At 69.7% G+C, this 19,079-nt stretch carries 18 protein-coding genes and 1 pseudogene; 6 read left to right on the top strand and 13 right to left on the bottom strand.

The features are described 5' to 3' along the window. The first annotated feature begins 22 nt into the window (after positions 1-22). Positions 23-1,252, top strand: coding sequence for an MFS transporter (locus tag ABD256_RS15735; protein ID WP_344418324.1), 1,230 nt, complete (start codon positions 23-25; stop codon positions 1,250-1,252). A 56-nt stretch (positions 1,253-1,308) separates the two neighbouring features. Further along, positions 1,309-3,054, top strand: a complete 1,746-nt coding sequence (locus ABD256_RS15730; RefSeq protein ID WP_344418322.1) for a CocE/NonD family hydrolase — start codon at positions 1,309-1,311, stop codon at positions 3,052-3,054. Positions 3,055-3,092: 38 nt separating this feature from the next. On the opposite strand, the gene ABD256_RS15725 is transcribed toward ABD256_RS15730, so the two are convergent. The 3 genes and pseudogenes from ABD256_RS15725 to ABD256_RS15715 all read right to left on the bottom strand — a co-directional run bounded on the left by ABD256_RS15725 (position 3,093) and on the right by ABD256_RS15715 (position 4,439). Beyond that, entirely contained in the window at positions 3,093-3,230 is a 138-nt protein-coding gene (locus tag ABD256_RS15725; RefSeq protein ID WP_344418320.1) for a hypothetical protein, read from the bottom strand. A 346-nt stretch (positions 3,231-3,576) separates the two neighbouring features. Continuing rightward, positions 3,577-3,744 (bottom strand): annotated as a pseudogene (locus tag ABD256_RS15720) (helix-turn-helix domain-containing protein); the annotation flags it as partial. 479 nt (positions 3,745-4,223) lie between these two features. Then, positions 4,224-4,439: a hypothetical protein gene (locus ABD256_RS15715; RefSeq protein WP_344418318.1), complete on the bottom strand. Its 216-nt coding sequence runs from the start codon at positions 4,437-4,439 to the stop codon at positions 4,224-4,226. 577 nt (positions 4,440-5,016) lie between these two features. Between ABD256_RS15715 and ABD256_RS15710 the strand changes: the two genes are divergently transcribed. The 3 genes from ABD256_RS15710 (at position 5,017) to ABD256_RS15700 (ending at position 8,267) form a co-directional block, all read left to right on the top strand. Continuing rightward, on the top strand, positions 5,017-6,150 hold the full coding sequence (locus ABD256_RS15710) for an NsdA family TPR-like regulatory protein (protein ID WP_344418316.1): 1,134 nt from the start codon (positions 5,017-5,019) through the stop codon (positions 6,148-6,150). Between the two features lie 9 nt (positions 6,151-6,159). Then, entirely contained in the window at positions 6,160-6,873 is a 714-nt protein-coding gene (locus ABD256_RS15705; RefSeq protein WP_344418314.1) for a 5-formyltetrahydrofolate cyclo-ligase, read from the top strand. 827 nt (positions 6,874-7,700) lie between these two features. Then, complete coding sequence (locus ABD256_RS15700) at positions 7,701-8,267, top strand: dihydrofolate reductase family protein (RefSeq protein WP_344418312.1); 567 nt, start codon at positions 7,701-7,703, stop codon at positions 8,265-8,267. Between the two features lie 54 nt (positions 8,268-8,321). Here ABD256_RS15700 and ABD256_RS15695 read toward each other — a convergent pair whose 3' ends face one another. The 4 genes from ABD256_RS15695 to ABD256_RS15680 form a co-directional block, all read right to left on the bottom strand. Further along, complete coding sequence (locus tag ABD256_RS15695) at positions 8,322-9,308, bottom strand: RNA polymerase subunit sigma-70 (protein WP_344418310.1); 987 nt, start codon at positions 9,306-9,308, stop codon at positions 8,322-8,324. 94 nt (positions 9,309-9,402) lie between these two features. Next, positions 9,403-10,113 (bottom strand): cation efflux transmembrane domain-containing protein, encoded by a 711-nt coding sequence (locus ABD256_RS15690; RefSeq protein WP_344418308.1) that lies wholly within the window; start codon positions 10,111-10,113, stop codon positions 9,403-9,405. After that, a complete protein-coding gene (gene cmtR / locus ABD256_RS15685) occupies positions 10,110-10,472 on the bottom strand; it encodes a Cd(II)/Pb(II)-sensing metalloregulatory transcriptional regulator CmtR (protein ID WP_344418306.1) in 363 nt (120 codons plus the stop codon). The genes ABD256_RS15690 and cmtR overlap by 4 nt, the downstream gene beginning before the upstream one ends. Positions 10,473-10,660: 188 nt before the next feature. Then, positions 10,661-11,389, bottom strand: a complete 729-nt coding sequence (locus ABD256_RS15680; protein WP_344418304.1) for an alpha/beta fold hydrolase — start codon at positions 11,387-11,389, stop codon at positions 10,661-10,663. Between the two features lie 46 nt (positions 11,390-11,435). Here ABD256_RS15680 and ABD256_RS15675 point away from each other — a divergent pair, with 46 nt between their 5' ends. Then, positions 11,436-12,698 carry a cytochrome P450 gene (locus tag ABD256_RS15675; RefSeq protein WP_344418302.1) on the top strand — a complete coding sequence of 421 codons (1,263 nt, stop codon included), beginning with the start codon at positions 11,436-11,438 and terminating at the stop codon, positions 12,696-12,698. Between the two features lie 19 nt (positions 12,699-12,717). Here ABD256_RS15675 and ABD256_RS15670 read toward each other — a convergent pair whose 3' ends face one another. The 6 genes from ABD256_RS15670 to ABD256_RS15645 form a co-directional block, all read right to left on the bottom strand. Further along, positions 12,718-13,647: a hypothetical protein gene (locus ABD256_RS15670; protein WP_344418301.1), complete on the bottom strand. Its 930-nt coding sequence runs from the start codon at positions 13,645-13,647 to the stop codon at positions 12,718-12,720. Between the two features lie 271 nt (positions 13,648-13,918). After that, positions 13,919-14,686, bottom strand: coding sequence for a MerR family transcriptional regulator (locus ABD256_RS15665; RefSeq protein WP_344418544.1), 768 nt, complete (start codon positions 14,684-14,686; stop codon positions 13,919-13,921). 23 nt (positions 14,687-14,709) lie between these two features. Next, a complete protein-coding gene (locus ABD256_RS15660) occupies positions 14,710-15,507 on the bottom strand; it encodes an alpha/beta fold hydrolase (protein WP_344418300.1) in 798 nt (265 codons plus the stop codon). Positions 15,508-15,574: 67 nt separating this feature from the next. Beyond that, a complete protein-coding gene (locus ABD256_RS15655; RefSeq protein WP_344418299.1) occupies positions 15,575-16,804 on the bottom strand; it encodes an MFS transporter in 1,230 nt (409 codons plus the stop codon). Positions 16,805-16,838: 34 nt separating this feature from the next. Beyond that, positions 16,839-17,729 (bottom strand): dihydrodipicolinate synthase family protein, encoded by an 891-nt coding sequence (locus ABD256_RS15650; RefSeq protein WP_344418298.1) that lies wholly within the window; start codon positions 17,727-17,729, stop codon positions 16,839-16,841. Between the two features lie 51 nt (positions 17,730-17,780). Next, on the bottom strand, positions 17,781-19,079 hold the full coding sequence (locus tag ABD256_RS15645) for an aminotransferase class I/II-fold pyridoxal phosphate-dependent enzyme (protein WP_344418297.1): 1,299 nt from the start codon (positions 19,077-19,079) through the stop codon (positions 17,781-17,783).

Below are 19,079 nucleotides of genomic sequence, written 5' to 3'. Positions count from 1 at the left end.
CCCTGCTCCGAGGAGCACCACCATGACCACCCCCGAACTCACCGGCCCCGCCCCGCGAACCGGCGCCTCGTCGTGGACCTTCCGGACCCTGCTCATCCTGCTCGTCCTCGATCTGACCTACCTCGTCAACGCGATGGACCGGCAGGTGTTCGCCATCCTGCTGCCCGACATCAAGCAGACCTACCTGCTCACCGGAAACCAGGCAGGGACGCTGTCGACGATCTTCACCCTCGGCATGGGGCTGGCCGGTATCCCGGCGGGCTACCTGGCCGACCGGATCGGCCGCAAACGGGTCATCATCGCGAGCCTGCTGCTGTTCTCGATCACCTGCGCGCTCCAGGCGACCGCGGCCGGGCTCGCCGACCTGACCGCGTGGCGGATCCTGTCCGGTGTCGGCGAAGGAGCCCAGAACGCGGCGCTGTACGCCGCCGTCGGCGCGTACTTCCACCGCAACCGCGCGGTGGCGATCGGGTCGATCAACGCCGCGTTCGGGCTCGGCGCGTTCGCCGGTCCGCTCCTGGGCGGGACGCTCCTGTCTTCGACGGGCAACTGGCGCGTCCCGCTCTTCGTGTTCGGCGCGATCGGCCTGGTCGTCCTCGCCGTCCTCGTGTTCGCGGTACCGCAGTCGGTGACGGAGGTCGGCCGCCACGAGGAACTTCGCACCGCCCCGGTACCGGAGGGCGATGTCCGGTTCTTCAACCGGCGCGTCGTCTGCTGCACCATCGCCACCGTCGCCGCGGGCTTCACCATCTACGGCTACCTCGGGCTGTATCCCACCTACCTTCGCGACGCACACGGCTACACCGCCGACCAGACCGCGGTCGCCGCCGGCATGTTCGGGCTCGGCGCGCTCACGTCGGTCTTCTGCGGCATCTTCGCCGACCGGTTCGACCAGCGGCTGGTCAACGTCGCCGGGTTCGCCGCGATCGCCGGGTGCGGGGCGGGGATCTTCCTCTCCGGTGACGCCTACCCCGCGCAGCTCGTGCTCTCCCTGGTGCTGGGGATCGCCTTCACCGGGGTCGTCTACACCAACACCAGCGCGCTCATCCAGCGGTCGGTGCCCGCCGCGATGGTCGGCAGGGCGAGCGGCCTGTTCGTTGCCGCCATGTACATCCCGGCGAGTGTGTCCGGCTACTTCTTCGCGGCCACCAAGGCCGGCCTCGGCTGGCAGACCGCCGGGGTCATCCAGCTGTGCGCCATCCCGATCGTCGGCGTCCTCGCGACGGCCGCGATGGGCAGACCGCGCGACTGACCACATCGGACCATCCACACAGGACTATCCGCCAAGGACGGAAAGGAAGGGAATCCATGACACAGCATTACGAGCCCTACAGCGAAGTGCGCGACGGCATGCGGGTCGACTGGGACGTGCGGATCACGATGAGCGACGGGGTCACGCTCGCCGCGGACATCTTCCGCCCCGACGACGACAAGCCGCACCCGGTGCTGCTGGCGTCCAGCCCGTACGGCAAGGGCCTCGCGTTCGCGGAGGGGTTCGCGCACCAGTACTCCGCCCTCGTGCGCGACCACCCCGAAGTGACGGCGAAGTCGACCGGCGCGTACCAGGTCTGGGAATACCCGGACCCGGAGCGGTGGGTCCCGGAAGGCTACGTGTGCGTGCGGATCGACGTGCGCGGCACCGGTGGCAGCGAGGGATCGATCGACTTCTTCTCGCCGCGCGAGGGGCAGGACCTCTACGAGGCGATCGAATGGGCAGGCGTCCAGGACTGGAGCAACGGCAACGTCGGCATGCTCGGCATCTCCTACCTCGCGACCAACCAGTGGCTGGCTGCCGCCCTTTCCCCGCCGCACCTCAAGGCCATCTGCCCGTGGGAGGGCGCGTCCGACTACTTCCGCGAGTACACCCATCACGGCGGGATCCCGTCGGAGTTCATGCCGGGCTGGGCACCGCACCAGGTGCTGCGCATCCAGCACGGCCGCGCCGACGCGCCGGTCAACCCGAACACCGGCCGCAGGGTGTCGGGCAAACCGGTCCGCACGGACGAGGAACTGCGGGCGGCCGCGATCGACATCTCCGAGGTCCTGCTCGCGCGGCCCGTCGTCGACGACTACTACCGGGACCGCACCGCGGTGCTGGAGAAGATCACCGTGCCCGTGCTGTCCTCCTCCAACTGGGGTGGCATGGGCCTGCACTCGCGGGGCAACTTCGAAGGCTTCGACCGGGTTTCGTCCGAGCAGAAGTGGCTGGAGGTGCACGGGCTCGAACACTGGACGGAGTTCTACACCGACTACGGACTCGACGTGCAGCGACGCTTCTTCGATCACTTCCTCAAAGGCGAGGCCAACGGCTGGGACGCCCACCCGCCGGTACAGCTCCAGGTGCGCACGCCCGACGGCTTCTTCCCGCGCCACGAGCGGGAATGGCCGCTCGCCCGCACGGAATGGACCGAACTGCACCTCGATCTCGACACCCGCGCCCTGACCGGCCACGCCCCTTCCGGCGCACAGCGCGCGGAGTTCGTCGCGCGGTCGGAAGGACTGATGTTCACCCTCCCGCCCGCCGACCAGGAGGTGGAATACACCGGCCCCGCGGCGCTGAAGCTGTTCGTCTCCTCCACGACCGAGGACGCGGACCTGTTCGTCACGGTGCACCTGTTCGACCCCGAGGGCACCGAAGTACTGTTCCCGACCGCCTTCGAGCCGCACGGCCCGGTCGGCCAAGGCTGGCTGCGCGTCTCGCACCGCGAACTCGACCCTGACCTGTCGCGGCCATACCGCCCCTGGCAGCGGCACACCGCGATCTCGCCACTGGTTCCCGGGCAGGTGTACGCGGCGGACGTGGAAATCTGGCCACTGTCCATTGTGGTCCCGGCAGGCCACGCCATCGGCGTGTCCGTGCGCGGCCAGGACTACGAACACCACCTGCCGGGCCCGCACGAGATCACCTACGGCCGCGAAGTCCGCGGCAGCGGCGCTTACTGGCACGAACTCCCCGGAGACCGGGACCGCGCCGCCTACCGCGGCCGGACCACCCTGCACAGCGACCACGAGCGGCGACCACACCTGCTCCTGCCCAGGATCCCGCGCCCCTGAGCACCCACCGCCCGGTAGCTGCCGAAACCACCCGGCAGCTACCGGCACTTCCCGGACGAGCACAGCCTGCTGTCCGCCGTACTCGACCGCCAATGCCCTGCCGCCTCCTGCCACCAGCGTCCTGGGTACGTGAGCACCACATCGGCTGGCACGAGCGCGTCCTGTCGTTCGTTCATCGGTTCTCCTCCGCCCTGAATTCGTGTTGTGCGTGGTCGACACCGGGGGTGCTTGCCTGATTCGATCCGAGACAGCAGGGTGTGGCACCGCCCAGCGGCCCGGGCCCACTCTCTGGCCGTGATCCGCCGGTGCCGACGAATTCGGTTGATCCGGATACCGAGTCCCACCCACGGTCCCGCACGATGGCATCGCGTTCGATCGCGATGGGCGAGAAAGGCGACGCCCCGAGCGCGCAGGGGCACAGGCTCCGTCGATCATGCACCGGTCCAGCCCGATCCATCGCCGGTCCCGGGCGACGTAGTCGTCCACTACGAGGAGAACGAGTTGGAGTTGCGCCGCGCCCAGCGGCCCCGCCAATCGCATCAGCACTCGCAGCGTTGGCAGCCGCCCCTCATCCCCTCGCTCCGCGTTTCTCACCGCGGTGATCGACACCCCTGCCCGCGCGGCCAGCGCACGCATCGACAACCCGCGCTCGGCCCGGCGGGCCCGGAGCCTGTCCCCCACCGTGACCATCGCCAGCACATCGCGGTCACCTGCGAGCTGCCTTCGCTCCTGAAACGCCCAGTCACCTTTTAGCCCTTTCGGCACGAGTCGGTCGTCGAGCCGCGGCACCCAGTCCGCACACCGACAGACCGGCACGGTGCCCATAAAACCCGTCTCACGCGACTCCTTGCCGGATCTCGATTCCACCGCCATCGAGGTCACCGGGTCGTCACACGTCTCAACCGCTCCGCTGCCGAAGGTCCCTGTCGCTGTCGTGGAAAGGCGAGCACCGCGCCGTCGTATCGTCGGAGTTCGCGTGCACCTCGACCTCCTCGGCTTCGAGCCGGGCACGCAGTTCGCCGACGTGATCCGTCCTGTCCGCTGGCGGGCGATGCGGCGTCGGAATTCTCGCCGTTGCCGGTACTTCCCCCGCGACGCAAGGAAACCGAGCAGCAGTCCATACGCGACAGGTGGCCCGAGCGTGACCATCGCCCCCAGCACGAGATGATTCACGAGTCATCGGGCGTGTCTTCTCGGTTCGGCACCGGAAGCTCCACCGCAAGCGTGGCACGCCTGCTCTCCGCAGCCGGATGAGTATGGCTGTCAGCATGGTGATGCAGCAGTTCGCCGAGATCGATCAGCAACGACGCGAACTGGTGCTGCTTGGGCGAAGACATACCTCCGGCAGCAAGAACACGGATCACCTCGGGAATGCGCTGGTTCACCGCCCCCAGCGCACGCAGCAGATCGACCGTGGGCTGGCTCGCCGCCGCACGGTCCTCTTGGGAGACGGGCGAAATCCGCCATGATCAGAACCCCTCTCGCAGCCGGTATGCCTGGCGGGCGATGGCACACGGCCAAGCGGCCCCGCAGTTCAAGCACAAAGGCTGCCGAGATCGCGGCGCGTGCAACAGCAGCATGATGAGCGTGAGGTGATAAAGCTGCGCTGGTTCAGGCGAAGCTGGCTGCCTGTGTCCCCGTCCCTGACTCCCGCATCGGTTCGCGAGCAGTCGCTTCTGTGCTATTCGGATCGTCATACTGACTCCCCCTCGTCCCATCCCGACATTCGTTTGCGGTACCCCGGCATCTGGGACGGGCTTCTCGGGAGCCAGTCCCTCACCCGGGGGCAGTGGGCGGACATCGACCTGGTGCCGGGGTACTTGGACACGACTGTGAGCCGCAGACCGCGGCCAGACCAGGGATGTCATACGGAAACTCACTGACACCAGACGGAACCTCAAGCCATGACCTGCGGTAATGTGGCTGCCATCACATTCGGTATCGACGGGGAGACGGATCGTCATGCGACGCGAGGCGCTCATCCGGACGCGCAAGAGCGCTGGCTACAGCCAAGAGTCCTTGGCCGAAGTTCTCGGGGTCGACTCCAGTTCGATCAGCAACTGGGAGCGCGGACGCACCGAGCCCGTGCCCTACAAACGACCCAAGCTCGCACGGCTTCTCGGCATCAGCCGCGAATCACTGGAAGAACTACTCGATGGACAAGCACCTCGCGCAGCACTCGAGGCTTCCGTCGGCGAAGCGAGCGAGGCAACAGTCAACGAGCTGCGCCGTCGATTGGAACACGTGCAGGCTCAGTACGACATCGAGCCTTCCACCACGCTGCTCGCGACGGCGTCGCGCACCCATGGCCAGATTACTGCGCTTCGCCACCAGACGCGAACGACGCGGCAGCGACGGGACGCGGTGGCCCTGGAGGCCGAGAGCGCCACGTTCATGGGTCAGTTGGTCTGGGATGCATCGCAACGCCAAGATCATCGTTCACCGCGCAGGTATTTCGATCAAGCCGTTCAGGCTGCGCGGCAGAGCGGTGACAAGGTCGCCGAGGCGTATGCCACGCTCCGGACCAGTTACCTGTCGCTCTACGGCGAGAAGATCGCCGAAGACGGACTGCGCACGGCGCAACAAGCCGCATCAACCGCACGTGGAGCGAGTCCAGCTCTGACCGGCCTGGCGTTACTGCACACCGCCGAAGCAAACGCCATGCTCGGTCACCGCGCAGCCTGCGACCAGGCCCTCGACGACGCTCGCACCCAGCTCTCGCTGGTTCACGACGTCGACCTCGCCGCCGAGTACCTGACACCAGCGGAGATCGACCGCATGGCTGGCTCCTGCTACCTGTTCCTCGGCCTCGCCAACGCGGCTGAAAGGACGCTGCAGCTAGCGGTTTCGGCCTTGCAGCACAAGAAAAAGTCCCAAACGATCGTGCTCGGCAACCTGTCACTCGCCTACATCCAGCAAAGTGAGATCCACGGTGCAACCGACACGCTCCACCGATCGATCGACACGCTCGAGACCTCGCGCGGCGGTGGCGGACTGACCCTGGCGTTCGAGGCCGGTCGGAAGCTCTCGCCCTGGCGCCACGAGCACGCGGTCCAGGAGCTGTACGACCGCCTGTTCACCCTGATGACCGGGTAGAACTGAGGTATGGACGTCGAGGCAAGCAAGCGAGCAGTTCGCGAGCAGATTTGGGAAACCCTGGACCGCGCTGGCGCTGTCAATCCACCTGGTGCTTCCGGACACATTCCCAGCTTCGTCGGCGCCGATACCGCGGCGAACCGGCTCGCCGCGCTCGAAGTCTGGCAGGACGCCCTCGTCATCAAAGCCAACCCGGACAAGGCACAACTCCCCGTACGCACGCAAGCTCTGCGCGACCAGAAGCTGCTCTACATGGCCGTACCGGCCATCGCGGCCACGAACCCGTTCTACTTGCTCGACCCTGCACGGCATGGCATCGACGCCGCGGCCAGCAAGCGCGCCGCCGAAGTCGCAAGGACCGTTGGCCCAGCCGAGATGCGCCCGGTCGACATCGTCGTCTGCGGCACGGTCGCCGTCGACCACCGCGGGGTACGGATCGGGAAAGGCGCTGGATACTCGGACATCGAGATGGGCCTGCTCGCCGAGGCCAGCCTGCTCGGGCCTTCCACGACGATTGTGACCACCGTGCACGAACTCCAAGTCGTCGACCACGACCTACCCGAGACCGAGCACGACTTCCGCGTCGACCTGATCATCACACCAGATGAGGTGATCCGATGCGGGCCATCACCCCGACCCGCAGGAATCATTTGGGAACACCTCGCCGCCGAGAAGATCCAGTCCATACCAGCGCTCGCAGCCCGAAAATCCCAAGAAACTTGATCTTCAACGATTCACTCCAGTCGTCGATCGGGTTGAAACCCTGCTGAAGATGGACGATTTTCAGTCCCGACGATATCCAGACACAACGTCGACACGGCAACCCGTGTGCGACGGGAGTAGATCGGCGCACTGAGCAGGCGTGGCGAACTTCCATCGCTTGAGTCCCCCCATCGGGTAAACGCAAAGAAGCCACCCCGGACTGAGCGAGGTTGCCGCCGTCGAGAAGGCAATTAGTGCGGGCGGACCTTCCGTCCTGTTGTGGCGGAACTCAATCAATGACCAGCAGCCACCCCAGCTCCAATCAAGTCCGAGTTCTTCCCTAACTTCCCGGCGGGCGGTGTCAAGTGGGTATTCACCCTCACCGAGGCGCTCGTGTAGGCCTTGGCCGCTGCCACGAACGCACGGCCCGAACCTTGTCGACGTAGGCAGGGTCGACGCGATCCGGGCCGAGTCGACGGTGGTGCTGTCCGGCGAATCCGGGGGCGGGACATCGAGGGAGCGGCGCTCGGGGCGGCTGCCGCCCGCAGTGCGACGAAGCTGTGGCCGGGTGATCTATCGACCGGCGGCGCGACCCTCGTCAGCTCGCCCGGGACGGTGCGCGACCTCGCCCCCGGGGAAACGCATGCGGCACCACCGGCGAGGCGGCGCTCGGCGAGGAAGCCGGATCGAACGGATCGGCACCTTCACCGGCAAACCACACCCAAGGTCCGAGCCCCGGCGCGCTGGCCGAGAACCGCGGATGTCCGCCGGACGCAGATCGCGCACCGACTAGGTTTTCGCGCCGCGCCCGTCTGTACGGGGAGATCGACTCACGAGAGGCTGGCATGATGCGGAAACTGATCTTCGGCATGAACGTGACCCTGGACGGCTACATCGCCGCGACCGGCGACGACATCGGCTGGGGCGGACCGCCGAGCGACGAGCTGTTCCAGTGGTGGCTCGACCAGGAGCTGGGCAACAGCATGTCGCTGTACGGGCGCAAGCTGTGGGAGACGATGAGTTCCTACTGGCCGACCGGCGACCAGCAGCCGGGCGCCACCCCGGCGGAGATCGAATTCGCGCGGAACTGGCGGGAGACGCCGAAGGTGGTGTTCTCCTCGACGATCGGCGAGGTCGGCTGGAACACCCGCCTGGTCACCGGCGACGCGGTCGCCGAGATCACCCGGCTCAAGGCCGAGGGCGGCGGCCCGATGGAGATCGGGGGTGCGACGCTCGCCGGTGCCGCCATGCGGGCCGGGCTGATCGACGAGTACATGCTGGCCACCTATCCAGTCCTGGCCGGTGGCGGCACGCCGTTCTTCACCGCGCTGGACGGCTGGGTGAACCTGAACCTCGTGGAGACGCGGACGTTTCCCGGCGGCGTGGTGCTGACCCGGTACGAGACGAGGCGATGAGCACGGGCCACCTGTTCGGCTCGCTGGACTCGCCGACGGTGGGGACCGGGGTGATCACAGTGCCGGGGGCAGGTCCAGCCATGGTTTGCCGGTGGTGTCGAATCCGGTGAGCTCGGCGATCTTCCCGTCGACGATGCGCAGGACCGCGATGGCGAACAACCGGTACTCCGGGTCGTCGGGGGTGCGGAGGTACAGCACGGCGGCGGGCATGCGGTTGACCGTCGTGGTGACACCGCGCCAGTCGTCGTGGCCGCGCTGGAAGAGCCCGCCGGCGACCCAGCCGTCCACCGCGTCCTTGGCCGTCGTGATCACGGCGCCCGACCCGGGCAGCATCGCGAAGCGCAGGTCGTCGCGCAGCAGGGACGTCAGCCGGTCGAGGTCGTTGCGCTCATGGGCGTCGATGTAGGCCTTCACCACGCCGCGCTCGTCATGCGACAGCTCGTGGGGTGCCGGGCTCCGCCAGTCCAGGCGGCGGTCGGGCAGCTGTTCGCGCATCGTCACGCGCGCCCGCTGCAGTGCGCTGGTCACCGATGCGGCGGTCAGCTCGAGGGCGTCGGCGGCCTTCGACGCCGGCCAGCCGAGGACGTCGCGCAGGATGAACACCGCCCGCTGCCGCGGCGGCAGGTGCTGGACGGCGACGATGAACGCCAGCTCGATCGTCTCCCGCGCCACCACCGATTCCTGCGGGTCCTCGGGGAGCATCCGGTCGGGGTACGGCTGCAGGTAGGGCAGCTCGGCCGGCACGGGTGTGCGGTCGTCGCGCTTCTCCAGGAAGTCGAGGCAGGCGTTCGTCGCGATCCGGTACAGCCAGGTCCGCAGCGCGGCGTGGCCCTTGAACGACCCCCGCTTGTGCCACGCCCGCAGGAACGTCTCCTGCGTCATGTCCTGGGCGTCCTCGTAGTTCGCGAGCATCCGGTAGCAGTGCACCTGCAGCTCACGCCGGTGGCGCTCGGTGATGAGCGCGAACCGCGCCGCATCGCCTGAGCGGGCCACCGCGATGAACGTGGCCTCGTCGGCGCCCAGCGGTCTGGCGTCGGTCATGGTCGTCAATCCTTCCACCTGTACGAGAGGGCAACTCGCCGAAAGCCGTAGCCAGCCCCGAACAGCGGCTATCGCGCCGCGGTGGGCGTGTTCGTCAGCAGCAGTGTTCGCCACGCCAGGCTTCGCGGCCTTCCTTGACCGCGACGGCGGCGATGGCCAGCGCGACGAGCGGATCGGCCCAGTACCAGCCGAGGAGGCTGTTGAGCAGCAGGCCGACCAGCAGGACACCGGACAGGTACGTGCACAGCAGCGTCTGCTTGGAGTCGGCGACCGCGCTGGCGGAGCCGAGTTCCCGCCCGGCGCGCCGCTGGGCGTAGGACAGGAACGGCATCACCAGCAACGAGACCGCCGCGAGCACGATACCGGCTGTGGAATGCTCGGCGGGAGCGGCGCCGAACAGGGTGCGCACCGCTTCGACGCCGACGTAGGCGGCGAGAGCGAAGAAGGACACCGCGATGACCTTGAGCGCGGTGCGTTCGCGAGATTTGGGGTCCTTACCCGAGAACTGCCAGGCCACCGCCGCGGCAGAGGCGACTTCGATGACCGAATCGAGCCCGAAGCCGATCAGCGAGGTGGACGAGGCGATCGTGCCGGCGGAGATCGCGATGATCGCTTCGATGACGTTGTAGGTGATCGTCGCGGCGACGAACCACCGGACCCGGCGCGACAGGATCGCGCGCCGCTCGGGACTCACGGCCGCCGTGGTGACCGCCGCATCGGCCGCACAGCACCCGCCGACGCAGCCATCAGCAGGTGCGTCCACCGTGGTCAAGGGAAGTTCACGACGGTCGGCGTGCTCGCTCATCGGATCTTCCTGGTGCCGATCGTGGCGGTGGCCGCAGCGGGTTCGTCATCGAGACAGGGCTCGTCGGTGTCGACGGCGAGCACGACCTGGACCAGCTCGCGCAGGGCGCGGGCGAGGTGGGCGTCAGCCAGCTCGTAACGGACCTGCCGCCCCTCGTAGGTGGCCACGACCAGGCCACAGCCACGCAAGCAGGCCAGGTGGTTGGACACGTTAGAGCGGCTCAGACCGAGCTGCTCAGCCAGCCGGCCGGGGTAACTCACGCCATCGAGCAAGGCAACCAAGATCTTGCAGCGGGTCGGATCGGCCAGCGCACGGCCGAGCCGGGCGAGAGCGGCACCCCTGGTTTCACACGTCAGCACAGCTCGAACAGTACAGTGGATGCTGACATAACAGCAATCTCAGGACTGGTGCTTCGCGACCGCGTCTCCTTCGAACCGCAGCGAGAATCCGTGGCCGCCCGCGACCGGCCGGTGGGGGTGCAAGCGGCGAAGAGCCGCGAAAGCCCGGAGCGGTTCGAGGAGCAGCCGCCGGGTGGGTACGGCAGCCTTCAGACGCCGAGGCGCGCCAGCAGGGCGCGGACCGCGGCCGGGTCCTCGACATGGGCGTTGTGCCCGAGACCGGCCAGGGTGACCGCGTCCGGGTCGAGTGCGCGCAGGTGCTCGGGACGGCTCATCCCGTCGGTCTCGCCCGCCGCCAGCACGACCGGGCAGCGCGCCGCGGCGAGCAGTGCCGGCATGTCCGGTGCGCCGACACCGAACGCGGCCGGGTCCATCGCGAGGCGCCACCCTCCTTCGGTCTCGCGAAGCCCGGCCGGGTCGGCGGGCGCGATCCCGAGCAGCCCGGAGACCTTGAGGTAGGCCTGCTCGGCGCGTTCCCTCATCTCGAAAACGCGCGCCTGCCGGGCCGCGAACGTCGCCGCGCGGCCGAGGTCGTCCTGGCTCCACTCCACCTTCACACCGAGGGCCAGCACGCCCGCGACCTCGATGTCGTACTTGCCGGACGCGAGTTCCAGCGCGAGCACGCCGCCGAGCGAATGCCCGGCGACGACCAGCGGGCCCTTGCCGGGCAGCGCCCGCGCGACCGCCGCGGTGAACGTGGCGAAGCTGTAGTGCGGCAGAGGCGAGGACGGGCCGTGGCCGGGCAGGTCCGGCGCCAGTGCGCGCCGGTCGAGCAGCTCGGAGAAGCGGGCCCACACGGCGCCGGTCGCGCCAAGACCGTGCAGGAGAAGGACGGCCGGTTCGCCCTCGCCGCCGGTGCGCGTGTTCAGCGTGTCCATCCGGGGAAGCCTGCCCGAGGCGGCCCGGCGCGGCTAGGGTCGGTTCGTGGGGATCACCGATCCGAACACCTATCTGCGGGGCGTCCCGTACGACGAGCTGGCGCGGTTGCGGCACGCGTCGCCGGTGGTGCGCGTCGACGACTTCTGGGCCGTGCTGCGGCACGCCGACGTGCGGCGGGTGCTCCGCGATCCGGACGTGTTCTCCTCGCAGCTCGGCGGAACGCAGATCCGGGACCCCGCCACCGACGGCGACCTGGCGTACGTGCGCCGGATGATGCTCAACATGGACCCGCCGGAGCACGGCAGGCTGCGCGGGCTGCTCGCGAAGGCGTTCACGCCGCGCGCCCTCGCGAAGCTGACCGAGCAGATCGAGACGCGGGCGCGGGAGCTCGTCATCGCAGTCGCCGGACGGGGTGAGTGCGACTTCGCGAAGGTCGCCGCCGATCTGCCGCTGCGCACCCTCGCCGCGGTGTTCGGGGTGCCGGAGCAGGACCGGCGGCTGATGTACGACTGGAGCAACCGCGTGATCGGCTACCAGGACGCCGAGTACGCGGTCAGCGCCACCGTAGACGCTTCTTCGGTGACCGAACTGGCGCGGACCGCGCTCGCCGTCCGCCCGTCCCCCGGCCAGGACGGCTCGATGCCGGATCCGCGAACGCGCGCCGGGATGCCCGATCTCTACGCGTACGCGAACGCCCTCGGCGAACACAAGCGCTCGCACCCGGGTGACGACGTGATGAGCAACCTGATGCGGCACGTCGGCGATGACGGCGGCCGCGTCTCGCTCGCCGAGTTCGAGAACCTGTTCTGGCTGTTTTCGGTGGCAGGCAACGAAACCCTGCGCAACGGCCTGCCCGGCGGGATGCTGGCGCTGCTCTCGCACCCCGCGCAGTACCGGCGGCTGCTGGCCGACCGGTCGCTGCTGCCGTCGGCGGTCGAGGAGATGCTGCGCTGGTGGACGCCGGTGACGCACTTCCGCCGCACGGCGACCGCGGGCGTCCGGCTGTCCGATGTGGACATCCGGGCCGGTGACAAGGTGGTGGTCTGGTTCTCCGCGGCGAACCGCGACCCGGCGGCCTTCGCCGACCCGGACACCTTCGACATCGCCCGTACCCCGAACGATCACCTGACCTTCGGCCACGGCCCGCACTTCTGCCTCGGCGCGCACCTGGCCAGGGTGCAGCTTCGGGCGATGTTCGGCGCCGTGCTCGACCTGCTCGGCGAAGTTTCGCTCGCGGGCGCTCCGGTGCGGCTGCGGTCGAACTTCCAGAACGGCCTCAAGTCCCTGCCGATCCGGTGGGCCCGCTGAGGAAAGTCCCGGATCGGGTTCAGGTGGTGCAGTTCTTCTGGGCGTCGGTGCGGACCGTCCTGCCGGTGAACTCCTGCAGGACGGCCAGGTTCTCCGGCGCGTAGTTGCTCGCGGTGATCTTGTCGGCGTCGGGGCTGCCCAGCTTGCCGGTGAAGGGCGCCGACTTCTCCAGCCAGTAGGCCGTGCGGAGGAACTGGGTCAGCACCAGCTCGCGCAGCTTCGGCTCGTTCCTGATCTTCGCCCAGTAGTCGGGGTGCCGGTCCTTGGCCACCCGCAGGTAGAGCAGCAGGTACCGCAGGTTGGTGGCGGCGATGTCGCGCGCGTTGCTGGCCCCGATGCCCTTGATGTACTCCTGGACCACCGTCACCGCGGGCAGGCCGGTCAGCCCGGCGTTCAGCTCCGCGGTCACGCCCTGCAGGTGGTAGTCGCCCTGGGTCCGGTCGCGCAGGTAGATGCCGTCCATGGAATCGCTGAGCCGATCCTTGATCAACGGCAGGATCTCCTTGCGGGGGAAGCCGTCGTACAGCGGCACCGTCATATCCTGCCGTGCGGCGTTGATCCAGGCCGCGGTGTGCACGTTCCACCTGGTCCGCGCCGGGTCGAGATCCCACATGTGGGTTTCTTCGTGGATCGCCACCATCATCGACTCGGCGAAGGCCTCGAAGCTGTTCTTCTGCACGAACTGGTCCCAGTACTTGTCCTTGGCCTGCACGACGGCCAGCGCCTGCCCGCTGGGCCAGCGCCGCTGGTACATGGCTTGGAGCGTCGGCATCCAGTTCGAGGAGGTGAACCTCGCCTTGAGATCGCTCACGTCCGCGGTGGGCTGCGACGGTTCCTCGTAGCAGTACGGCGCGGCCCGCCTGGTGACCGTGGTGGCGGTGGCGGTTCCCGCCACTGGCGAAAGTACGAGGAGCGCGGCCACCAGGGACAGGACGCGTGTGCGACTCACCGGAACCTCGGTTTCCGAGCGGACGGGCGCCGCTCTTTCAGCGTTCCGATGAATCGTATTGACGGATATTACCGGGCACTAATCCCATTTCGGTATAACCTCCCGTGATCCCCTTGCCCGGCGTGCCGTATCGAGAAATCTGCCGGATGGCCTAGTGGCCGCGGCGTTCGCCCTCGGCTGTGAGATGACCAGAACTTCGTTTTCGCGTCGCGGGAGCGTCCCGGCAGCGGTTCCTTCGTGAGGTCCGGGACGCCGCCGGTAATGCGAGCGTTCAGTGCGCGTCCGGTCCGGAGATGTGGACACCGGCGGAGCGGAGTTTCGTTTCGACGAGCGCGGCCAGCCGCGCCGCGGCCGACTCCCGCTGTTCGCCGTGGTGGGCGATCAGCCGGTACTTGGTCGCGGCTTCGGTGCGGGCTTGCAGGCCGGTCACGATCTTCAGCTGCGCGGGGTTGGCGAGGTAGTGCGCGGCGAGGTCGGCGGCCAGCTCGGCGACACGGGGGTCGTCGGGCGCCCAGCCCGCCACTTCCGTGGTGCGCTTGGTCAGTGCGACGAACCGGGGGTCTCGCAGGGCGTGCTCGATATCGGTGAGGTAGTCGTCGAAGCCTTCGGGCACCAGGGCTTTGGCCAGTACGAAGGATTCACGGGCGATCGTCACGTCGTCCGGGGTGAAGCCGAGGCTGGGCATGCCCTCCAGCAGCACCACGGCGCGGTCGGGTAACAGGGCCCGGTCGCCGGAAGCGAGCCGGCGCAGCATGTCGCGCCGCGCGGTCAGCTCGTCGATCCGTTCGGTGAGGTGCCGCTCGACGTCGGCCAGCGACGTGGCGAACGACGCGGCGTCGGAATCGAGCAGCGGGCCGATTTCGGCCAGCGGCACACCGGCGGCGGCCAGCGTCCTGACCTGAACCAGCCGCGACAGGTCGTCCGATCCGTACCGCCGGTACCCCGAACCGTCGCGCGCTGGTTCGTCGACCAGGCCGAGCTTGTGGTAGTGCCGCACCGTTTTGATCGTGATACCGGCGAACGCGGCCGCCTGCCCGATGGTCAGTCCGGCGGCCGGGCGGCTCAGCGGGCCTCCTGATCGTGCGCGGCCTCGGTCTCCCGTAGCGCGGTGGCGATGGCCCGGAAATCCTTGCGCACGATCTGCGTGTGATTGCTCGCGACCTTCGCGCTGATCCGCAGGTTCGGTTTCCGGCGGAGGACCGGATCGAGCGAAGCGCGCATCTCCTCCATCTCCTCCCGTCCTCCGCCGAGGTTCGCACCCGTGGCGAAAACGTAGCGCACCGGGCAGGTCACCTGGTCCAGTACGGGTTCGATGGCAGCGCAGATCTCGTTGATCTCGATGCCGACCTCGGCGTGCTCGTCGGCGGACATCCTGGCGGTCAAGCCGAGCGGGCGCCCGAGCGGCAGGACGAGCCGCATCCGGCGGAACGCGTGCCGGATCCGTTCCCGGTTTTCCTCGCCGGTCAGCCCCCACGGAACCCCGCCGTCGACCACGACCACGCCCCCGGCGCGGTCCGGGTTGCCAGCGGCCCAGTGCACCGCGAGCGCCGCACCGTAGGACCAGCCGACCAGCAGCGGCCGGTCCACACCGGTCGCCTCGACAACCGCGTCGAGGTCGTGCAGTGCCCCCGCGAAGGAGTAGTCCGCCGACCTCTTCGACCGGCCGCGGGCCCGCTCGTCGTACGTGATGTGCCGCCAGCCGGTGCCTAGCTCGGCGATCACGCGCCGCCAGGACCGCTGACTGGCGTAGGCGCCGTTGAGATAGACGACGGGGGAACCGGGGCCGCGGGTATCGGTGACCGCGAGGGCCGTGTCGTCGACGGGCACCATGCCCGTCCAATGTGCGGTGGTGGTGGTCATGTGGTCAGCGTCCACCCTGACCTCGGGTCAACGTCAAGATCGCTCCTCGGCGGGCACCGGTGTCTACTTAGGACGCTCGGCGGGAGAACGGGCGCGTTCGGCGTTCCCAGGCCGCGATGACGGCCGCGACCGCCGTCAGTGCGATCGCCAGCGCCAGCGGGAGGTAGATCGTGACGCCGACGATCGCCCCGGCGAGTGCGGTGCCCGCCGATCCCGTGGTGATCTTGAGGGCGCCGACCCAGACGAACACCTGGCCGCGGGCCTCGCGTGGCGCGTACTCGTTGCGGGCGGCGAGCGTCGCGGCGAAGAAGTAGCCGTTGGCGATCCCCGCCACCGCGTAGGCCGCCACCGCCACGCCGAACACCGGGGCGGCGGTGACTCCCAGCAGGGTGACCGCGACGACGGTGGCGAGCCGGGTCATGAGCCCGTCGGCGTCTCCGGTGAGCGGGCGGATCAGCACGCCTGCCGACCCGGCGAGGTTGCCCAGCCCGTACGCGGCGGTGAGCACGCCCGCCGCCGCGTGGTCCACCCCGAGCAGGTCCGTGCCCGCCACCGCGGTGATGGGGAGCGCGGCGACGCCGAACGCGACGATCATGGTCAGGTACAGCGTGCGGCGCAGCGGCCCGGTCGACATCATCACCAGGAGCGTCCGTCCGGGGCGCGGGACGTCCTCGGGCTGGGCGGCGGGCGGGGCATACGGCAGCAGGAGCACGAACGCCGCGGCGACGAAGGTACCGGCGGCGAGGACGAGCGCGGCCGCGGCCGGGGTGGCCCATGCCGCGACCGCCGCGACCACGGTGGGGCCGACGGTGCCGCCGATGCCGTACGTGGCGACGTCCCATCCCTGTGCTCGCCGCTGGCTGGCCCGGTCACCACCGGCGATCGCGGGCAGGCGGCTGCTGACGCCCCCGGTGAGCAGCGGCCCGAACAAGCCGGAGGCCACCAGCAGAACGGCCGTGACGAGTGGGTGCGCGATCGGGAAGAGCAGGACCGCGGCGGCCAGGGTGGCGCCGTGGACGAGGCAGGCGACCGCGATCACGCGGCGGCCGTCGTTCGCGGTGTCGAGTCGTCTCGCGACGAACGGGCCGAGCAGATGCGGCGCCGTGATGCACGCGCCGAGCGCACCGGCCAGCCATCCCGGCCCGCCGCTCGCGGTCACCAGCAGCACGATGGCCACCACCGCGCCGCCGTCCGCGGTACGGGCGAGCGTCGCGGCGATCACGTAGCGCGGCAGCGCCGACCGGCTCCCGCCCGCACCGCGGCCGCGCGCGACGACACCGGTGCGCGGTTCGGTCATCGCGGCCAGGCCCTCGACGTCGGGCGGATGCGGTTCACCGCAACCGGAGCCGGTCGACCACCCCGGCGACCTCGGACCGGGCGGCATCGCCCAGCCCGCGGATGGGCAGTGGCAGGTTCGGCCGCCCGACCAGTCCGAGCAGCTCGGCGATCGCGGAGATCACCCGCAGGCTGCCGTGGCGTGCGAACAGGTCCCACAGCGGTTGCAGCCGCTGGGAGGCTTCCGTGGCCGCACCGGGTTCGCCCCGTTCGGCGGCGCGGGTGATCTCCAGCGCCACCTGCGGCAGGGTGCCGCCGATGACCGAGTACCAGGCCTGGCACCCGGCGTTGAGCCCGGTCGAGGCGAGCGCGTCGCCGCTGACGCCGACGGTGACCCCGGCGGGCAGCGACGCGCGGAGGCGGGCGATGCGGGCAGCGGCCTCGTCCCGCTTCGCGGGCACGCCGGGGATCTTGATCGACGCCACCCGCGGCAGTCCGGCGATCCGGGCGTAGAGCTCGTCGGTGAAGGTGAAGTGCGTCGTGCCGGGGTTGTCGTAGACGACCAGCGGCACGGACAGGTTCGCGGTGACGGTTTCGTACAAGCCCACCACGTCCTCCTCGGTCAACGCCTGGTACGACAGCGGGGCGAGCAGAACCGCGGCGACACCGGCGTTCTGGGCGTCCTCGGCAGCTTCGAGCACATGTCGCGTGCGCAGCGCCCCGATTCCGGCCATGACCGGAACGGCCCCGGCACCGCGGACGGCGAGGCGCGCGACCGCGGCACGCTCCTCGCGGCTGAGATAGGCGTAGGACCCGGTGGATCCGAGCGCGGTGATCGAGTCCACGCCCGCGTCGGCCAGCCGCTCGATCAGCCCGGCGAACGCCCGCTCGTCGACGCGTTCGCCGGTGATCGGGGTCAACGGGAACGCACTGAGACCGGTGAACATTTCAGCTCTCCTTCGAGATGGTCGGGGACGGCGGGCGCGCCGCCTCGGTCGTCACTGCTCCAGAACCGCGGCGAGATCGGCGGCGAACGCCTTCGCCTGCCGCGGCGTGATCGTCGACGTGGTCACCCGCAACGCCCCCGCGCCACGGCCGCCGACCGCGAAATCGGCGCCTGGGCGCACCGCCCAGCCGCGGCGGGCGAGCGCGTCGACGAGGCCGGTTTCCTCGCGGTCGACGGGAATCCACACGTTCAGGCCGTCGCCGCGCGGGGGCACCGCGACGCCCTGCTCGGCCAGCGCGCCGGTCAGCGACCGGATCCGGGCGGCGTACGAATCGCGGGCGCGCCGCAACAGCCGCGCGGTGGCGGGATCGTCGAGCAGGTTCGCGACGAGGTGCTGCAGCACATGGCTGACCCAGCTCGCCGCCGGGGACAGCCGGGTCCGCAGCCGCGCGGCGCTGCCGGGATCGGCCAGCACGAAAGCGAGCCGCAGATCCGGGCCGAGGAACTTCGAAACCGAACGAACCAGTGCCCAGTGCGGCGCGCCGGCCGGGGTGATCCGGTGATACGGGACCGCCGAAACGGCGGAGAAGTGGTCGTCCTCGAGCACGAGAACCTCGGGGTGGCGCGTCAGCACCTGGCGCAAGCGGGCCGCCCGGTCTTCGGTGAGGCTGGCGCCCGTGGGGTTGTGCGCCCGCGGCGTGCACACCACCGCCCGCGCGCCCGCGGCCAGCGCATCCGCCAGCCCTTCCGGCGTCATGCCCTCGGCGTCCACGGTGACCGGTGCGCTGCGATAACCGTTGAGCCGGATCGTGCCGATGCCGGACAGGAAGCACGGGTCCTCGACGGCAACGACATCGCCCCGGGTCAGATGCGCGTTGAGCAGCCGCTCCACCGCGTCGACCGCACCGTGCGCCAGCACCATGCCGTGCACGGCGCCCTCGACGTCGGGGCTCACCACCTCCGCCGCCCACGCCGCCAGCCGCGCGCTGACCGGCGACTGCCCGTACAACGGCGGGACGTATCCCGTGGTGAAGGCCGCGGACGCGTCCGGCATGAACTCCACCGCCGGATTCCCGCTGGCCAGGTTGACCAGCCCGGCCCCGGCGGCGCGCCCCTCCCCTTCGAGCGCGGGCAGCCCCAGCACCACGGTCCCGCCGCGCCGACGCGTTTCCACCAGGCCCGCGGCCGCCAACTGCGCGTACGCGGCGGCCACCGTGTTCCGGTTGAGCCCGAGCTCGGCCGCCAGCTCCCGGATCGACGGCAGCAGACCGCCCGCACCAAGGCGCCCGGAACCGATCAGGCCCCTGACCGAGCCGACGATCTCCGCCGCGCTCGCACCCCTGATCGTCAC

It is taken from the genome of Amycolatopsis minnesotensis, from assembly GCF_039529815.1.
Classification (GTDB): domain Bacteria; phylum Actinomycetota; class Actinomycetes; order Mycobacteriales; family Pseudonocardiaceae; genus Amycolatopsis; species Amycolatopsis minnesotensis.
This window is presented reverse-complemented; position numbering and strand designations above follow the sequence as displayed.